Raw genomic sequence first — 15,793 nt, 5'->3', positions numbered from 1 at the left:
GCAGCGCAAGGGCTAAAACGTCCGAAAAGAACAGAAGCGGATAATTTGCGGGGAAACATCGTGCTTTGCGATGGAAATCCGGAGGAAGCCCTCTGGGCTTGTCCGCCGCTGTGTCTCGCGGGCTCTGGTTCCTCTTAATCGATTGCAGATTTATCCCGCGCAAGGGGTCGTAGCTTGCATCAGTCCGGCAGGGCTTTTGATGCGCTGCCCGGTCATCGATACAGGTGGAAAGGCGAATCTGAAAAAGCCAGAAGCCGGAGCAATGAACGCCAGCGGGCCAACAGAACGGGGCAGGTCACTTGCCCGAATTCATGTTCAACCGGGGTGCAAAGCGGACGTTGCGAATCTCGGTGGTCATGCCTGCGGTTTCGGCCTTCTCATCACCTGACACATAATTTAGAAGCGCTACAATCCGCACATATCTGGTGCCCGGGCGGAACTGCGTGTGCGCTTCATCTCCTTCGCCGGTAATGGAACCGGATAAGACCCTCCAGCCCGCATCGCTATACAGTCTGAAGTTGCTTGCGCCGGCGTATCTGTATGTGCCGGGACCGCCACGGGTCTCCTTCTTATCCTTGTCGAAGGTTGCGACGCCGAGATAGGTCAGCGCCACACCGTTCTTCACATTGGCTGGGGCAATGCTCCTAACCTCGGCGGAAATGTCATAAGTCAGGCTGGAATCCACAGGTATCATCTGTGACATGATGACTTTTTTTCCGTTCGCAGCCACTGTAGATTCCCTTACATTGAGGGGCAGGGCATCGCTCTGGAGTGCTCTGCCGTCGGCTTCCGAAAAAAGGGTAAGCCAGCCTGTCTGCAAAGCAATGATGCTGACGATGCCGATTGCTGCGAGAACACCGGTCAGAACACGTGCATAGAAACTGAGTGCAGTGAAAAATGCAGATCTTTTCATGGAATGGTTTTTAAAACCTTCGCTCATCATGGTCCAGATCACCTTGCGAGGGTTGGTTCTGATATCTGGTTTCCAGCGCTATGATTGACCAGATGATACCTACAAGCAGATAAAAGTGGCGCCAGTGGTCTGTGTCGATGAATGTTCCAAGGCCGACATGGCCAACGTAGACCACATAGGCGCATAGCAGATAGGGCTGCCATGGCCGATTCCGAAAAAGCAGCCTGAACCCGGCCGCGAGCGTCCACACCGTCAGAGTCAGATAGGCGCTGAAGCCCAGCCAGCCATAGTCCAGCAACGCTTTCAGCCAGATGTTGTGCGTGTCCTCTCCATAAATCTTCCCGAATACCAGAGGGCCGATACCGAGAGGATGCTCAAGCGCCACCATGAAGCCGATGCCATAACGAGCAAACCGACCAAGGCGTGCCGAGTCGTAATCCTGTGCGAGGCGTGCGCGTTCGGACAGCATGTCCGCGACACCGGGAATCTGAAGGGTGATGAGCGCAAGGGCGATGAGCAGCGTTACCGCCGCCACAGTCATGACCACGATCTTGAGGCGGAAACGGCCACTTTTGCTTTGCAAGAACAGGAGCCCAACCATCAGCACGACACTGACGGCAAATAGTCCCCATGCCCCGCGCGAAAAAGACAGGAAGATACCGCAGGTGATGATCGACAGGGGCAGGGCTGTCAGCATCATGCGGGCAGGGGAGCCTGTCATCAGCCCGTGAAGCAGCCAGATCGCCGGAAGAACCAGAAACGGCCCAAACACGTTCGGGTCCTGAAAGACGCCGGAGGCGCGACCGTAACGCGTGAACATTTCCGAGCCGGGAAACAGGTTGAAATAGCCGGCTATTCCCATCAGTGACGTCGCCGCCGCCGCGACCACATAGGCATTGAAGATGACGCGCAAAAGGCTGGGGCGGGTTTCGGCGACGGAGGCGTAAAAGATCGCCGTGAATGCCAGAAACACAGAAACAGCTAGATAGAGCGGCGTATCTGCCAGTTCCGCCATCTGTGTCATGGCGATCAGTCCGCCAATATTGAACAGCACGAGCAGAGCGGTCATGGGGGCTGCTGCTCTCGACAGTTTCAGGCCGAAGAGCGCCCATATGCCGACCAGAGCGACCATATAGATGTCGTATGGAGCCGGCTCATGAAGAACGAAACCGGAGAGCAGGATGGCCAGTGCAACGGATCCGGAAGCGATCAGGCCGGTCAGTTTCACATTGACCACTGCCTGATGAGCCACAGGGTCGGCGACGGCGCTCAATAGGCGTTTTCCGTGTTTAGCAGACGGAAGGGCGTCAGAATGAGAATCCTGAGATCGAACAGCAGCGACCAGTTCTCTATGTAATAGAGGTCGTATTCGGTGCGCATCCGTATTTTTTCGTTGGTGTCCATTTCGCCGCGCCAGCCGTTGATCTGCGCCCAGCCGGTGACGCCGGGCTTGACCTTATGCCGGGCGAAATAGCCGTCGACCACTTCGGCGTAGAGCAGATTGTGGGATTGCGCGGCCACCGCATGCGGGCGCGGCCCCACGAGCGAAAGCGAGCCGAACAGCGCATTGAAAAACTGCGGCAGTTCATCGATCGAGGTCTTGCGGATGAAGCGTCCCACGCGGGTTACGCGCGGGTCGTTTCTGGTGACGGTCTTCTTGGCGGTCGGGTCGGACTGGTCCGCATACATGGACCGGAATTTGTAGACTTCGATCACTTCATTGTTGAAGCCATGGCGCTTCTGCTTGAAGAGCACGGGGCCTTTCGAATCGAGCTTGATGGCGATCGCGGTGGCGATCATTATCGGCGAAAACAGAACGATGCCGATCAGGCTGAAGACGATGTCGAAGGCGCGCTTGGCAACCGAATCCCAGTCATTGATGGGTTTGTCGAATATATCGAGCAGCGGTATCGAGCCGATATAGGAATAGGCGCGCGGCCGGAACTGCAGGGCGTTGGAATGTGCGGAAAGGCGGATATCCACCGGCAGCACCCACAGCTTCTTCAGCAATTGCAGCACCCGCTGTTCGGCGGTGATCGGCAGGGAAACGATGAGCAGATCGATGCGCGCGATCCGCGCGAATTCGATCAGCTCCGAGATGGTGCCGAGCTTCGGGTATCCGGCAACGACGGGCGGCGAGCGCTTGTCGTCACGGTCATCGAATATGCCGCATATGCGGATATCGTTATGAGGCTGCTGCTCAACGGCCCGGATCAGGTCCTCGGCGGCCTTTCCGCCACCGACGATCACTGCGCGGCGCTCCATCCGGCCGTTGCGTGCCCAGCGCCTGATCATCTTCGCCATGACAAGGCGAAGGAAGAAGATGGCGACGAAGCCGACAACGAACCAGGCGCCGAACATGATGCGCGAGAAATCGCCGCTGACCTTCAGAGCGAAGCCGGTCAGCGCCATCAGCGCGAAAGTGGCAGCCCAGATCAGGAAAATCCGCGAGAACGTGGCGAAGGGGCGCATCAACGCGGCGATCTGATAGCATTCGCCGAATTCCATGAAGGTGACGGCGATGAGAGACCCGCCGGCGATGACGAGGCAGTAATGCCAGAACATGACATCGAGCGGGCCTACATAGAACAGGTAGAGCCCAAGGCCCGAAAGCAGAAGCACCGCAAATTCCATGATTCGCAGCATGCCGCTGACCATGACTGGTCTCAGGGTATCACGTTCCAGTTGAGTGGCGACCTGACGTGCCATTTCATTGAGCACGGCAGGCCTCTCCTCGGTGGAAGAGGCATGCAGCTTGCGCACGGCGTCGGCCGAAAAGCGGCGGGAGGGGTCTATATCGTTCATCGGTAACCTGTTGGTTCCCGGACTGCATAACAGTTGAGAACTAAGAAAGCCTTGAACGCGGTTGCGGCTTTTTCGCTATCCGGCAGTGCAATCCTGCTGATCACCAGCGCGCCCGATTTCGTCTTTTCCGTTCAGGGTCGCAGTATAGGCAGCTTCGATCCTGCCCGCCATGACGTTTGCATTGAAGACTTTGCGGAGGGCTGCAACATCGGGCATAGCGCGCCTGCAGGCTTCGGGATCGGATAGCGCCGACACTATCGACGTGGCCAGAATATCGGGTTTGGGTGCGATCAGCGCTTTCGAGCCTGTTCCGAGCACTTCAGGAATACCGCCGACAGCCGAAGCGATGATGGGCCGTCCTGCTGCGAGCGTTTCCAGCACGATGTAGGGCAGGGCCTCCGCTCGCGATGGCACGATGACCAGATTTGCCAGTTCAAAGGCCTGCCGGGCGGGCATCGGCTGATGAAATGTGATTCTCTCTTCAAGTCCCAGCCGGGCGACCTGATCCCTGTATTTTGGAAGGTCTTCGCCGTCTCCCACCATCACGGCAGTCAGGGGGCGGCCCATCAGTTTTTCCGCGGCGGCGAAGGCATCGATGAAGATGTCCGGCCCCTTCAGGTCGCGCATCATGCCGATATAGAGGAAGTCGGCGGCATCTTCGCGCACCATGACGGGCGCGAACTCAGCCGCACGCAAGCCATTGTAGACGAGGCTGCTTGGTCCGTGCGGCGCGCCCACTTTGTGACGATATGTCCGGCGTTCATGGTCGGAGACGAACAGCAGATGATCGGTGAGTTTTCCCATGGCCCGCTCCAGCGCAAACAGCGTTTTGCCAGCCAGCGTTTCCTCGTCATAGTGGAGGCTGCCGCCATGGGGAGAATAGATGCGGGCCACGCGAGACCCTGAAACCCGCAACAGTGAGCCGAAAAGGCGCGCGTAAGCGCCGCCCTTTGCACCGTGCCCGTGAAGCACGTCCGGCTGCAATTCCTTGATGATCCTGAATGTTTTCCATGCGGCGAGGGCATCGCCGATGCCGATGTGGCGCTGCATGGGCGTGCGATGGATGCCCAGCACCAGATTCCCGGAGATCTGCTCGAACAACGCATCTTCAAAGGCGCCTCCCGTTGTGGAGTCGCATACGATGCCGACGCTGTGTCCAGCCGCCGCCTGGGCCTCCGTCAGATCGCGCACATGCCGGAATATGCCGCCGAGAGGGGAACGGAAGCAGTGAACGATACGCAATTTGTCCTTCATCCCTCAGAACAGGCGTTCGCGTACATAGACGGTGTCGCCGGGTAACAGAGGATCGGATGTGCGGACGCGCCCGGTGATGACCTCGCCGTTGATGTCCCGCGTTATGTCCACGCTCTCCTGATTGGCGCGCGCCGAGAAGCCGCCGGCGATTGCAACGGCTTTCTGAACGGTGAGGCCCGGTACATAGGAGTACTGGCCGGCTGCACCCACTTCGCCCATCACGAAGATCGGCCGGTAGCGATCTATTTCCACCGACACGTCGGGATCCCTCAGATAGCCCTGACGCAGCTTGGCCGCGATCTGCTTCTCAAGCTGCTGGGCGGTGTGGCCGCGAGCCGGAATGTTCCCGACAAGCGGGAACGATATGTAGCCAGACTGGTCGACACTATATGTATTTGTCAGCCCTTCCTGCTCGAAAACGGTCACGCGAATGCGGTCACCGGCTCCCAGCTGATAAGGCTGGTTGAGAACTTCATGGAAAGCCGCCGGTGTTGGCCTGTAGCTGGAGCAGCCGGACAGGCTCGCGGAGACTGCGATCATGGCGCTCAACAGGATGGCGGGACTTTTCATAACCGGTCGACACCTTCGGCTGGCCGCCACTGTGGCGGACCTTGAGGATCGTCTCGTTATCAACCTATTAGGGTTAATGGCCGGTAAAATTTGAACGAGTCATCGAGAGTGCGGCTCTCCAAAGCCTAACGAATTATTACATCCATCTTAAGGGCTGGGTTACCATAACTCCTTACAGTGGCTTCACCCGTTTCCGGAGTGAGGGCGCATGTCAGGACCCCAGTTGGCCCAGGCCGATCTCGATGTGGACATCAGGCAGCTTTTTGGCAGCCTGTTCCGCAACTGGCTGCGCATACTCATTGTTGCCTTGTGCGCAGTCGGTGCAGCGCTGGCCTTCGCCTCCACCACGACGCCACGCTATCGGGCCGAAACGCGGCTGCTGATAGAAACGCGGGAATCCGTGTTCACCCGGCCGGAGAGCGGGCAGAGCGAGCAGCCTGTTCTCGATGATCAGGGCGTCACCAGCCAGGTTCAGGTGGTGTCCTCGACGGAGATACTGGCAAAGGTCGCCGAACAACTTGGGCTGGCCAAGCTGCCCGAATTCGATGAAGGCGCGAACGGTTCGGGGTTGCAGCGGCTTCTCGTGATTGCCGGACTGAAGTCCGATCCCGGTATCATGGCTGTCGAAGAGCGCGTCATTCGCCGCATGCGCGAGAAGCTGAACGTATACCGCGTCGAAGGATCGCGGGTGATCGTGATCGAGTTTTCTTCGGAAGATCCAAAGCTCGCGGCGGAAATTCCCAATCTGATCGCGGACACCTACATCGCGTCTCAGGGAAACGCGAAGCTTGAGTCGAACGCGGCTGCAACCGAATGGCTGGCGCCGGAGATCGAGGATCTTTCAAAAAGGGTGAAAGAGGCGGAAGCCAAAGTTGCGGCTTATCGCGGACAATCGGACATTCTGGTTGGTCAGAACAATTCCGTGCTGGCAACGCAGCAGCTTGCCGAGCTTTCGAGCGAACTTTCCCGCCTGCGCGCCAGCCGCGCTGCGGCTGAAGCCACTGCGGACAGCGTGCGGCAGGCGCTTCAGAACGGTGGCTCGCTCGATGCGCTGCCTGAGGTGATGTCTTCCGGGCTGATCCAGAGGCTGCGCGAACGTCAGATCCAGTTGCAGTCGGAAATCACCGATCTTTCCACGACGCTGCTCGACAATCACCCGCGCATCCGTGCCCTGCGCTCGCAGCTTACCGGCCTCGATGCCCAAATCCAGTCCGAAGCGCGCAAGGTGTTGTCGGGGCTGATGACCGAAGCGGAAACCGCGAAGGCACGGGAAAACCAGCTTCTGGCAGAGGTCAACCAGCTCAAGGCTGCATCCGCGCGCGCCGGAGAGCAGGAGGTGGAGCTGAACGCGCTTGAGCGGGAGGCCGCAGCCCAGCGTCAGCTTCTGGAAACCTATCTGACCCGGTATCGCGAGGCGTCCGCCCGGCAGGACCGCAACTACCTGCCGGTCGATGCCCGGGTTTTCTCACGCGCCGTTGCCCCGGCCGAGCCCTATTTCCCGAAAGTGCTGCCGATCGTCGGCGCGGCTTTCTTCGGCGCCATCCTGATCATGGCGATCATCACCCTGCTTCGGGAGCTTTTTTCGGGTCGCGCAATGCGTCCGGCCCCTGTTCCTTATCCTGTTCAGGAGCAGGAGCCCCTACCAGAGCCTGCCGCCACCGCTTTGCCGGCGAGCATTCCCTTCGCTGCAACCGGGCAGGCGGAAGACACCGCGAAGCCATTGCAGGAGGCGCAAGCGCAACCGGCTCAGCCGGTTGAGGAGCCGGCCGAACCGGAGCCGCTGCCTGACCCGGAGCCAGTGATGACGCCGGAGATTGCTGAGCCAACGGCCCAGACGACGCAGCAGGATCCGGTCGTTGCTGAAGACGTTTCCCCGACGGTGTTGGAGGGTTCGCCGGATGTCGAACCTGCCTTGCCGCAACAAATCCTGACGGAGATGGAGCCCGCGCTGATGGAGGAAGAGCCTGCACCGGTGTCCGCCACACCGGCAACGCGTCTCGATCTTGGTGAAGTCGGCATCGACACCGCCGTTCGCAATCTTATCGAAAGCGGGGCATCGCGGGCCGTTTTCGTCTCGCCGGAAGGCGATGAAGCGGCTGCCAGCGCGATCATGGTTGCGCGCGACATTGCCGACGCTGGTCTGAGGGTCGTCCTGGTCGACCTGACAGCTTCGGGCGCCGTGTCGGGAGCCATGCTTGAAAGCCTGACCCTGCCGGGAATAACCGATCTTCTGGCGGGCGATGCGGATTTCACCGACGTGCTTCACCCCGATCACTTCTCGGATTGTCACATCATGCCGGTCGGTGTCGCTGATCCCATCCGTGCCATGCGTGCGGCCAGCCGCCTGCCGGTCATCCTGCAATCGCTTGCGGCCGCCTATGATCTGGTCGTCGTCGAATGCGGGCCGACCGACGCGCAGGGCGTCAGGCGTTTGGCATCCAGCGAGGCGGAAGTGTTCATAAGCCTGCTGGACCCGGACGACGTGGCATTGTCCGCTGCGGCGAACATCATTCGCGATGGGTTCCCTGATGCAATTCTGGTGACACCCGTTGACAGCCACACACCGCGGGGACCGATGCCTGGCACAAGGGCAGCCTGAGCCGATTGGTCCGTCACGCGTGGCTTCAGTCGCCGAGGCTGACAGCCAGATTGACTGCCGCCGCGACGATGACCGTGTTGAAGAAGAACGAAACGATAGAATGCGCCAGCACGATACGGCGCATATGTGCGGTCGTCACAGAGGTGTCGGAGGTTTGCGCCGTCATACCGATCACCGTGGAAAAATAAAGAAAATCCCAGCCTTGGGGATGTTTGGTGCCCGGAAACTCGAAACCTCCGGCGGGCTTTTTCTCTGTCGTTTCGCCGGCGTCATCGCTCCAGTAGACATGGGCGTAGTGCAGGGCAGTCATGGCATGGATGGTGAACCAGCCAAGCGGAATGGAAGCCAGTGCGAAGACAAGGCCCGCGGGGCCGACACCCTGACCGTTTATGATCTGGAACAGCGCTCCCACCGCTACGCCGACCACCATGAAGGTGATGATGAAGATGACCGCCAGAGGCTGGTCGGTGGCGCGCGCATTGCGGCTGAGATAGTCGGCGCTGAGCAGCGGCATTTCCGCCAACACCAGCGCACTGTAGGCCGCGAAGAAGGCATTGGCACCGATCGAATAGGCAAGTTCGGCCTGCAGGAAAAGCGCCGTTACGAGCGCAGCGAGACCGATCAGGGCCGACACACCGAAAAGCGCATGCCGGTGGATGGGCAGCCAGCCAGATCGTGGCTGCCCCGCGCTCATGCGGACGGGCCCGATTTCAGGGCTATGCGCACGATGCGGTCGAGTTCACCGAGAAAGCGGGACCGGTCACGCGGCGCGAAGGAGGCATTGTAACCCTTGCTTTCACCCGTTTCGCGCAGATGCTGCTTCAGGTCGCGCATGGCGACGGCCATGCCAATGGTCTCCGGCGTGAAGGGCCGGCCGGTGGGGCCAAGCACATGCGCGCCAAGCGCCACGGTACGCGCAGCAAGCGGAATGTCGGCGGTGATGACGACATCGTTCGCCTGCGCATGCTCGACGATCCAGTCGTCGGCAGCGTCAGCGCCCGACGACACCACCACGTTGCGGATCTTCGGATCGCGCGAAGGGCGCAATCCGCCATTGGCGACGAAGACCGTTTCGAGGTCGAAGCGTTCCGCAACGCGCACGACCTCTGCCTTGACGGGGCAGGCATCGGCATCGACGTAGATCACCGGGGCGACAATCATTTGTTGGCCGGTGCGTCCAGAAAGTCCGGAGTTGCCACATCTGCCAGAAGCAGCATCAGATCCACCTCCTCATCAGACGGCTGCTCGCCTTCGAGCGCTCGTTCAAGAGCAGCGTAATTTTCCTCGGTCATATTCCGCTCAAATTCGAGCAGAGCTGCAAAACTGAGAGGATTTTTGATTTCTCCAAGTCTGATTGCCTCTGCGGCTCTCATAGTCGTCGTATCATCCGGTGTGGGCAGTGTGTCCCATTCCCTGAGAAGTTCCATGAAATCACCGCTTTTAGTGGCGCCATCAAAGGTAGAGAGCTGGGCAAGGGTTTTCCAGCTGTCCTTGTGCTTGCCGCAGGCGCGGGTGAGTTTGGTATAGGCGGACACTGCCAGATATTTTGACTGGCTTTCGCGTTTCGACAGCCCGTCTGCTCGCATGGCGTCGCGAAACATCATGTTGACCTCGGAGGCGACTTCACTTTTGAGATCACAATAATGATCATGGATAACTGACGCTCGCCGATAGTTTCCTACGAAAGGAGAGCCGGCAAAAGTCCATAAAACGGCCGGTATCGATGCGCCGTCGATCCTGGTTCCCTTTGGTACGGTCCAGCGACGTCCCGCACTGTCAGTGAAAGATATGTCGGAAAGGGATTGCATGATGCGATGACGCTGCTGTGGCTCCGAGAGCCAACGGAATGCAAAATCCCCCTCGAAAGTCTGGGCCTGAGAAAGGGAGGGAGCGGCCAGCACCCCTGCGACTGCGATCGTGACGGAAAGCCGCCCCACGTACTGGCCCCTCCTTTTCGTCAGGCTATCTGTCAGTAAACCACCACCCCACGGACGGACTTGCCTGCGTTCATGAGCTCGAAGCCCTTGTTGATGTCTTCGAGCGGCATGGTGTGGGTGATCATCGGGTCGATCTGGATCTTGCCTTCCATGTACCAGTCCACGATCTTCGGCACGTCGGTGCGGCCGCGCGCGCCGCCGAAGGCGGTGCCCTTCCAGGTGCGGCCGGTGACGAGCTGGAACGGGCGCGTCGAGATTTCCTGACCGGCACCGGCGACCCCGATGACGATCGATTCGCCCCAGCCGCGATGCGAGCATTCCAGCGCCTGCCGCATGACCCTGACGTTGCCGGTGCAGTCGAAGGTGTAGTCTGCGCCGCCGATCTGGTCTGCGCCGCGCTTGGTCATGTTGACGATATGGGCCACCACGTCATCAACCTCCGTCGGGTTGACGAAATGGGTCATGCCGAACTTCTCGCCCCATGCCTTCTTGTCGTTGTTGATGTCGACGCCGATGATCATATCGGCACCGGCAAGCCTGAGACCCTGAATGACATTGAGGCCGATGCCGCCCAGGCCGAACACGGCCGCCGTCGCGCCGATCTCTACCTTCGCGGTGTTGATCACCGCACCGATGCCGGTGGTGACGCCGCAGCCGATGTAGCAGATCTTGTCGAAGGGCGCGTCGGGGTTGACCTTCGCCAGCGCGATTTCAGGAAGCACGGTGAAGTTGGAGAAGGTCGAGCAGCCCATATAGTGGAAGATCTTTTCGCCGCCGACCGAGAAGCGGCTGGTGCCGTCCGGCATCAGGCCCTGACCCTGCGTGGCGCGGATGGAGGTGCACAGATTGGTCTTGCGCGACAGGCAGGACGGGCAGGAGCGGCATTCGGGGGTGTAGAGCGGGATGACGTGATCGCCCTTCTTCAGGGTGGTGACACCCTTGCCCACATCAACGACGATGCCGGCGCCTTCGTGACCCAGAATGGCGGGGAAGATGCCTTCCGGATCAGCGCCCGAGAGGGTGAATTCGTCCGTGTGGCAGATGCCGGTGGCCTTGATCTCGACCAGAACTTCGCCCTCGCGCGGCCCTTCGAGGTCGACTTCCATGATCTCAAGGGGTTTGCCTGCTCCAACAGCAACGGCGGCGCGGGTTTTCATGAAGTTTCCTCCCAGCAATACAATTTCAATTGTCGCCAAACTAGCAGCAAGGGGCGGGGGCGCAAGGTGGCACACCATGATTGGACATTTCGTCGCCGCGCAGACGCAGTTGTGAACAGCCGGGGTCTGGACTCGCAGCCGGCCTGTTCCGACTATAAGGATCAATGAACGAATCCCCGGTTTGCGACCTATGAGCGACGATCAATCAGCCAGCGAGAAGATGAAGGCACTCCCGGCGGGTGCATCGGGGCGCGTCTTCGTGCATCTGCGCGTCCATTCCGCCTATTCCTTGCTGGAAGGCGCACTTCAACTTGGTGCGATCGTCGGACATGCGGTTAAGGACAGTGCGCCCGCCGTTGCCGTCACCGACACCAACAATCTGTTCGGTGCGCTGGAGTTCGCGCAGAAGGCTACCAAAGACGGCGTGCAGCCGCTCATGGGCTGTCAGGTCGATCTGTCTTTTGCCGGTGAGCCCGCGGACGGACCGCGTGAACGGCGACGCGCGGGGCCGGACATGGCGCCTGTCGTGCTCATCGCGGCTAACGAGGAAGGCTATGCCAATCTCGTGCGTCTGGTCAGCCACGCCTATCTCGATACGCCGTCGGGCGAGCCGGTGCATGCCACCAGCGATATGCTGGGCCAGTATTGCGAGGGCGTGATCTGCCTGACCGGCGGGCCGCGCGGGCCGGTCGGAGCGGCGCTGAAGGCGGATCGGCAGGAACTGGCGGAATCGCGCCTGCTGTTCCTCAAGGAAACGTTCGGCGACCGGCTCTATGTCGAGTTGGAGCGCGTATCCGGCTACGACCGCGGCATCGAGCAGCGCACCATCGATCTGGCGTACCGGCACGAATTGCCGCTGGTTGCCACCAACGAAGCCTTCTTCCTCAAGCGCGAGGACTATGAGGCGCATGATGCGTTGATTGCCATCGCCGAAGGCTCGGTGATCGCGGTCGACGACCGCCGCCGGCTGTCTCCGGACAATTACCTGAAATCGCAGGCGGAAATGGCGAAACTGTTCGCCGACCTGCCGGAGGCGCTCGACAATACGGTCGAGATCGCCATGCGCTGCTCCTACTATCCGAAGAACCGCAAGCCGATCCTGCCGCGCTTTGCCGGCGCCGATGTCGAGGACCCGGAAGCGGCTGAAAAGGCGGAGGCGGAGGAACTCAAGCGGCAGGCGCGCGAGGGACTGGCGCGCCGGCTGGAGGCACACGGGCCGACCAAAGGCCATACGGTCGAGGACTACCGGGAGCGGCTGGAATTCGAGCTTGGCGTCATCGAGCGCATGAAGTTCCCCGGCTACTTCCTTATCGTTGCCGACTTCATCAAATGGGCCAAGGCGCAGGATATTCCGGTTGGGCCGGGGCGTGGCTCGGGCGCGGGCTCGCTGGTCGCCTATGCGCTGACCATCACCGACATCGATCCGTTGCGTTTCTCGCTGCTGTTCGAGCGCTTCCTCAACCCCGACCGCGTGTCGATGCCGGACTTCGATATCGACTTCTGTCAGGACCGGCGCGAAGAGGTGATCCGCTACGTGCAGGGCAAATATGGCCGCGAGCAGGTGGGCCAGATCATCACCTTCGGAACGCTTCAGGCACGTGCAGTCCTCCGCGACGTCGGTCGCGTGCTGCAAATGCCCTACGGTCTCGTCGACCGGCTGTGCAAGATGGTGCCGGCCAATCCCGCCAATCCGGTCAAGCTCAAGGACGCCATCGAGGCCGAGCCGCGCTTTGCCGAAGAGGTGGAGAAGGAGCCGATCGTCCAGACGCTGCTCGACATGGCGCTGAAGCTGGAAGGGCTCTACCGGCACGCCTCTACCCACGCGGCCGGCATCGTCATTGGCGACCGGCCCTTGTGGGAACTGGTGCCGATGTACCGCGATCCGCGTTCGGACATGCCGGTCACGCAGTTCAACATGAAGAAGGTCGAAGACGCGGGGCTGGTGAAGTTCGACTTCCTCGGCCTCAAGACGCTGACCGTTCTGGAAACGGCGGTGAAACTGATCCGACGGCGGGGCGTCGACATCGACCTTTCCAGCCTGCCTCTGGACGACCAGCCCACTTATTCCATGCTTTCGCGCGGCGAGACGGTCGGCGTGTTCCAGGTGGAATCGGCGGGCATGCGCAAGGCGCTGATCGGCATGCGCCCGGACTGCATCGAGGACATCATCGCGCTGGTGGCGCTCTACCGGCCCGGCCCGATGGAAAATATCCCCACCTACAACGCCCGCAAGCATGGCGAGGAGGAAACCGCTTCCATCCACCCCAAGATCGATCATCTGGTGCGCGAGACGCAAGGCGTCATCGTCTATCAGGAACAGGTCATGCAGATCGCGCAGGAACTGGCCGGCTATTCGCTCGGCGAAGCAGACCTGCTGCGCCGCGCCATGGGCAAGAAGATCCGCGCGGAAATGGACAAGCAGCGCGAGCGCTTCGTCTCCGGCGCGGTCGAGCGGGGGGTGAGCAAGCAGCAGTCCAACTTCATCTTCGATCTGCTGGCAAAGTTCGCGGACTACGGCTTCAACAAGTCGCACGCCGCCGCCTATGCGGTGGTTTCCTATCAGACCGCCTATCTGAAGGCGCACTATCCGGTGGAGTTCCTGGCGGCGTCGATGACGCTCGACATGAACAACACCGACAAACTCGCCGACTTCCGGCAGGATGCCATGCGCCTCGGCATCGAGGTGGTGCCGCCATCGGTGCTGACCAGCTATCGCGAGTTCGAGGTCGGCGAGAACAAGATTTTCTATTCGCTGGCAGCCCTCAAGGGCGTGGGCGAGGCGGCGGTCGATCACATCGTCGAAAAGCGCGAGGAAGGCCAGTTCCGCAGCCTTGCCGATTTCTGCGAGCGCATCGACCCCAAGATCGTCGGCAAGCGCGTGTTCGAAAGCCTGATCATGGCGGGCGCCTTCGATTGCTTCGGCCACGAGCGCGCCGCCATGATGGCGGGTGTCGAGCGGATGATGGGGCTGGCTGCCCTTGCCCAGCAGAACGCAACCTCGGGGCAGGGCGATATTTTCGGTGTTTCGCTGGGCGCGCAGTCGAATGCGCTCAACTTGCCCGCCGTCGAGCCATGGCTGCCGGCGGAGCGTCTGCACCGCGAATTTCAGGTGGTGGGCTTCTATCTCTCGGCGCATCCGCTGGATGAATACAAGCAGGTTCTGGAGAAGATGCGGGTGCAGAACTGGGCTGATTTCGCCGCTGCCGTGAAACGCGGTGCATCGGCGGGTCGTCTGGCCGGAACCGTCACCTCCAAGCAGGAGCGGAAAACCCGTACCGGCAACAAGATGGGTGTGGTGAATTTCTCCGACACCAGCGGCCAGTTCGAGGCGGTGATGTTCTCCGAAACGCTGGCGCAGTACCGCGATCATCTGGAGGCGGGCAAATCCGTGGTCATCGAGGTTGGCGCCGAGGACAGGCCGGAAGGCGTCAACCTGCGCATACAGGCGGTGAGGTCGCTGGACGACGCGGCCAGCCAAGTGCAGAAGCTGCTGCGCATTTTTGTGCGTGGGGCCGAGCCTGTCGATTCCGTTGCGGCGCGACTGTCGCAAAGCGGCGAAGGGCAGGTCAGCATCGTGGTGCTGAAAGAGGAGGGGCAGGGCGAGATCGAGGTGGCGCTGCCCAACCGCTATCGCATCGATCCGCGCATCGCCTCGGCAATAGGCGCGGTTCCGGGCGTGATCGAGGTGGAGCTGGTGTAAGCCGGCTTCACTGGACGCTCCCGCGGCGAAGCGCTATCGCTTGGCAATGAGCAACAACGCCGAAGACGTGCAACTGACCGGTCTTGCAGCCATCCGGGATGGGCTGCGAAAGCTTTACCATGGCAATTCGCCGGCTGCATTCCGCTTTCAGGTCGCCACGATCGTGGTCGATCTGGCCATCATCATTTTTTTCATCCTGACGCCGGTGTTGCAGGAAACGCCGAGCTTCCTGTGGATCGACTATCTGGTTGCCGCCCTTGTCGCTGCGGACATGGCCGGCAGGCTGCTCGCCTCCACGGACATGCTGCGGCTGATCCGCCAGCCCACCTCCTGGATCGACATCTTCATCCTGCTGACGCTGCTGTTTCCGCAGGCGCTCGCCAATCTGGCATTCCTGCGCATATTGCGCCTGTGGTCGCTGTCACGCAGCGGCACATTGTGGCGTCATTTCGAGATGAAACGGCTGCGACCATGGCGTGAGGCCAGCCATGCGGTCGTCAATCTGCTGACCTTCCTGTTCGTCGTTACGGGCTTCGTCTACACGTTCTTCTTCCGTAATGGCTCCGGTTTTGAAGGCTATGTGGATGCCATGTATGTGACGGTTGCGACCGTCACGACGACGGGCTTTGGCGACATCGTGTTGCCCGGTGTCGCCGGCAAGCTGACGGCTATCGTCACCATGATCATCGGCATCACCTTGTTTGTGCGGCTGGCGCGGGCGCTTTTTCGGCCCAACAAGGTGTTTTTCCCCTGTCCGCGCTGCGGCCTGCAAAGGCATGAGCCCGATGCCATCCATTGCAAGGCCTGCGGCAAGGTTCTCAACATTCCTGACGACAACGACTGATCCGGTGAAGTCAC

The 15,793-nt window shown here is 60.6% G+C and carries 12 protein-coding genes; 3 read left to right on the top strand and 9 right to left on the bottom strand.

Annotated elements, in window-relative coordinates; translation table 11 throughout:
- Window positions 1-295: 295 nt before the first annotated feature.
- The 5 genes from MIC97_RS04030 to MIC97_RS04010 form a co-directional block, all read right to left on the bottom strand.
- Window positions 296-943, bottom strand: a complete 648-nt coding sequence (locus MIC97_RS04030) for a hypothetical protein (RefSeq protein ID WP_239798950.1) — start codon at window positions 941-943, stop codon at window positions 296-298.
- Entirely contained in the window at window positions 924-2,186 is a 1,263-nt protein-coding gene (locus tag MIC97_RS04025) for an O-antigen ligase family protein (RefSeq protein ID WP_239798949.1), read from the bottom strand. Before MIC97_RS04025 ends, MIC97_RS04030 begins: the two co-directional genes overlap by 20 nt.
- Entirely contained in the window at window positions 2,183-3,718 is a 1,536-nt protein-coding gene (locus MIC97_RS04020; protein ID WP_239798948.1) for an undecaprenyl-phosphate glucose phosphotransferase, read from the bottom strand. The genes MIC97_RS04025 and MIC97_RS04020 overlap by 4 nt, the downstream gene beginning before the upstream one ends.
- A gap of 75 nt (window positions 3,719-3,793) precedes the next feature.
- Window positions 3,794-4,972 (bottom strand): glycosyltransferase family 4 protein, encoded by a 1,179-nt coding sequence (locus MIC97_RS04015; protein ID WP_239798947.1) that lies wholly within the window; start codon window positions 4,970-4,972, stop codon window positions 3,794-3,796.
- 3 nt (window positions 4,973-4,975) lie between these two features.
- Window positions 4,976-5,542: a polysaccharide biosynthesis/export family protein gene (locus MIC97_RS04010; RefSeq protein WP_183830696.1), complete on the bottom strand. Its 567-nt coding sequence runs from the start codon at window positions 5,540-5,542 to the stop codon at window positions 4,976-4,978.
- Window positions 5,543-5,750: 208 nt separating this feature from the next.
- On the opposite strand from MIC97_RS04010, the gene MIC97_RS04005 reads away from it, so the two are divergent.
- Window positions 5,751-8,141: a Wzz/FepE/Etk N-terminal domain-containing protein gene (locus tag MIC97_RS04005; protein WP_239798946.1), complete on the top strand. Its 2,391-nt coding sequence runs from the start codon at window positions 5,751-5,753 to the stop codon at window positions 8,139-8,141.
- A 25-nt stretch (window positions 8,142-8,166) separates the two neighbouring features.
- Here the strand turns inward: MIC97_RS04005 and MIC97_RS04000 are convergent, their stop codons facing one another.
- The 4 genes from MIC97_RS04000 to MIC97_RS03985 are packed head-to-tail and all read right to left on the bottom strand — an operon-like array spanning window position 8,167 to window position 11,235.
- Window positions 8,167-8,835 (bottom strand): DUF1345 domain-containing protein, encoded by a 669-nt coding sequence (locus MIC97_RS04000; RefSeq protein ID WP_239798945.1) that lies wholly within the window; start codon window positions 8,833-8,835, stop codon window positions 8,167-8,169.
- Window positions 8,832-9,299, bottom strand: coding sequence for a YaiI/YqxD family protein (locus MIC97_RS03995; protein ID WP_239801022.1), 468 nt, complete (start codon window positions 9,297-9,299; stop codon window positions 8,832-8,834). Before MIC97_RS03995 ends, MIC97_RS04000 begins: the two co-directional genes overlap by 4 nt.
- The gene (locus tag MIC97_RS03990) at window positions 9,299-10,078 is read right to left on the bottom strand and encodes a DUF1353 domain-containing protein (RefSeq protein WP_239798944.1); all 780 of its coding nucleotides are present in this window, start codon (window positions 10,076-10,078) and stop codon (window positions 9,299-9,301) included. The genes MIC97_RS03995 and MIC97_RS03990 overlap by 1 nt, the downstream gene beginning before the upstream one ends.
- 32 nt (window positions 10,079-10,110) lie before the next feature.
- Window positions 10,111-11,235 carry an S-(hydroxymethyl)glutathione dehydrogenase/class III alcohol dehydrogenase gene (locus tag MIC97_RS03985; RefSeq protein ID WP_239798943.1) on the bottom strand — a complete coding sequence of 375 codons (1,125 nt, stop codon included), beginning with the start codon at window positions 11,233-11,235 and terminating at the stop codon, window positions 10,111-10,113.
- 220 nt (window positions 11,236-11,455) lie between these two features.
- Here MIC97_RS03985 and dnaE point away from each other — a divergent pair, with 220 nt between their 5' ends.
- A complete protein-coding gene (dnaE, locus tag MIC97_RS03980) occupies window positions 11,456-14,935 on the top strand; it encodes a DNA polymerase III subunit alpha (protein ID WP_239801021.1) in 3,480 nt (1,159 codons plus the stop codon).
- 46 nt (window positions 14,936-14,981) lie between these two features.
- On the top strand, window positions 14,982-15,779 hold the full coding sequence (locus MIC97_RS03975; protein ID WP_239798942.1) for an ion transporter: 798 nt from the start codon (window positions 14,982-14,984) through the stop codon (window positions 15,777-15,779).
- The last annotated feature ends 14 nt before the right edge of the window (window positions 15,780-15,793 follow it).

The sequence above is a fragment of the Aquamicrobium sp. NLF2-7 genome (genome assembly GCF_022359935.1).
Classification (GTDB): Bacteria; Pseudomonadota; Alphaproteobacteria; order Rhizobiales; family Rhizobiaceae; genus Mesorhizobium; species Mesorhizobium lusatiense.
The sequence above is the reverse complement of the archived record's forward strand: the minus strand, read 5'-3'. Positions and strand labels throughout refer to the sequence as shown.

What these genes read in the sequence shown, in the direction of transcription:
- MIC97_RS04030 (WP_239798950.1), bottom strand. Translation starts at nt 943, where the DNA reads ATGATGAGCGAAGGTTTTAAAAACCATTCCATGAAAAGATCTGCATTT.
- MIC97_RS04020 (WP_239798948.1), bottom strand. Translation starts at nt 3,718, where the DNA reads ATGAACGATATAGACCCCTCCCGCCGCTTTTCGGCCGACGCCGTGCGC.
- MIC97_RS04015 (WP_239798947.1), bottom strand. Translation starts at nt 4,972, where the DNA reads ATGAAGGACAAATTGCGTATCGTTCACTGCTTCCGTTCCCCTCTCGGC.
- MIC97_RS04010 (WP_183830696.1), bottom strand. Translation starts at nt 5,542, where the DNA reads ATGAAAAGTCCCGCCATCCTGTTGAGCGCCATGATCGCAGTCTCCGCG.
- MIC97_RS04005 (WP_239798946.1), top strand. Translation starts at nt 5,751, where the DNA reads ATGTCAGGACCCCAGTTGGCCCAGGCCGATCTCGATGTGGACATCAGG.
- MIC97_RS04000 (WP_239798945.1), bottom strand. Translation starts at nt 8,835, where the DNA reads ATGAGCGCGGGGCAGCCACGATCTGGCTGGCTGCCCATCCACCGGCAT.
- MIC97_RS03985 (WP_239798943.1), bottom strand. Translation starts at nt 11,235, where the DNA reads ATGAAAACCCGCGCCGCCGTTGCTGTTGGAGCAGGCAAACCCCTTGAG.
- dnaE (WP_239801021.1), top strand. Translation starts at nt 11,456, where the DNA reads ATGAAGGCACTCCCGGCGGGTGCATCGGGGCGCGTCTTCGTGCATCTG.
- MIC97_RS03975 (WP_239798942.1), top strand. Translation starts at nt 14,982, where the DNA reads ATGAGCAACAACGCCGAAGACGTGCAACTGACCGGTCTTGCAGCCATC.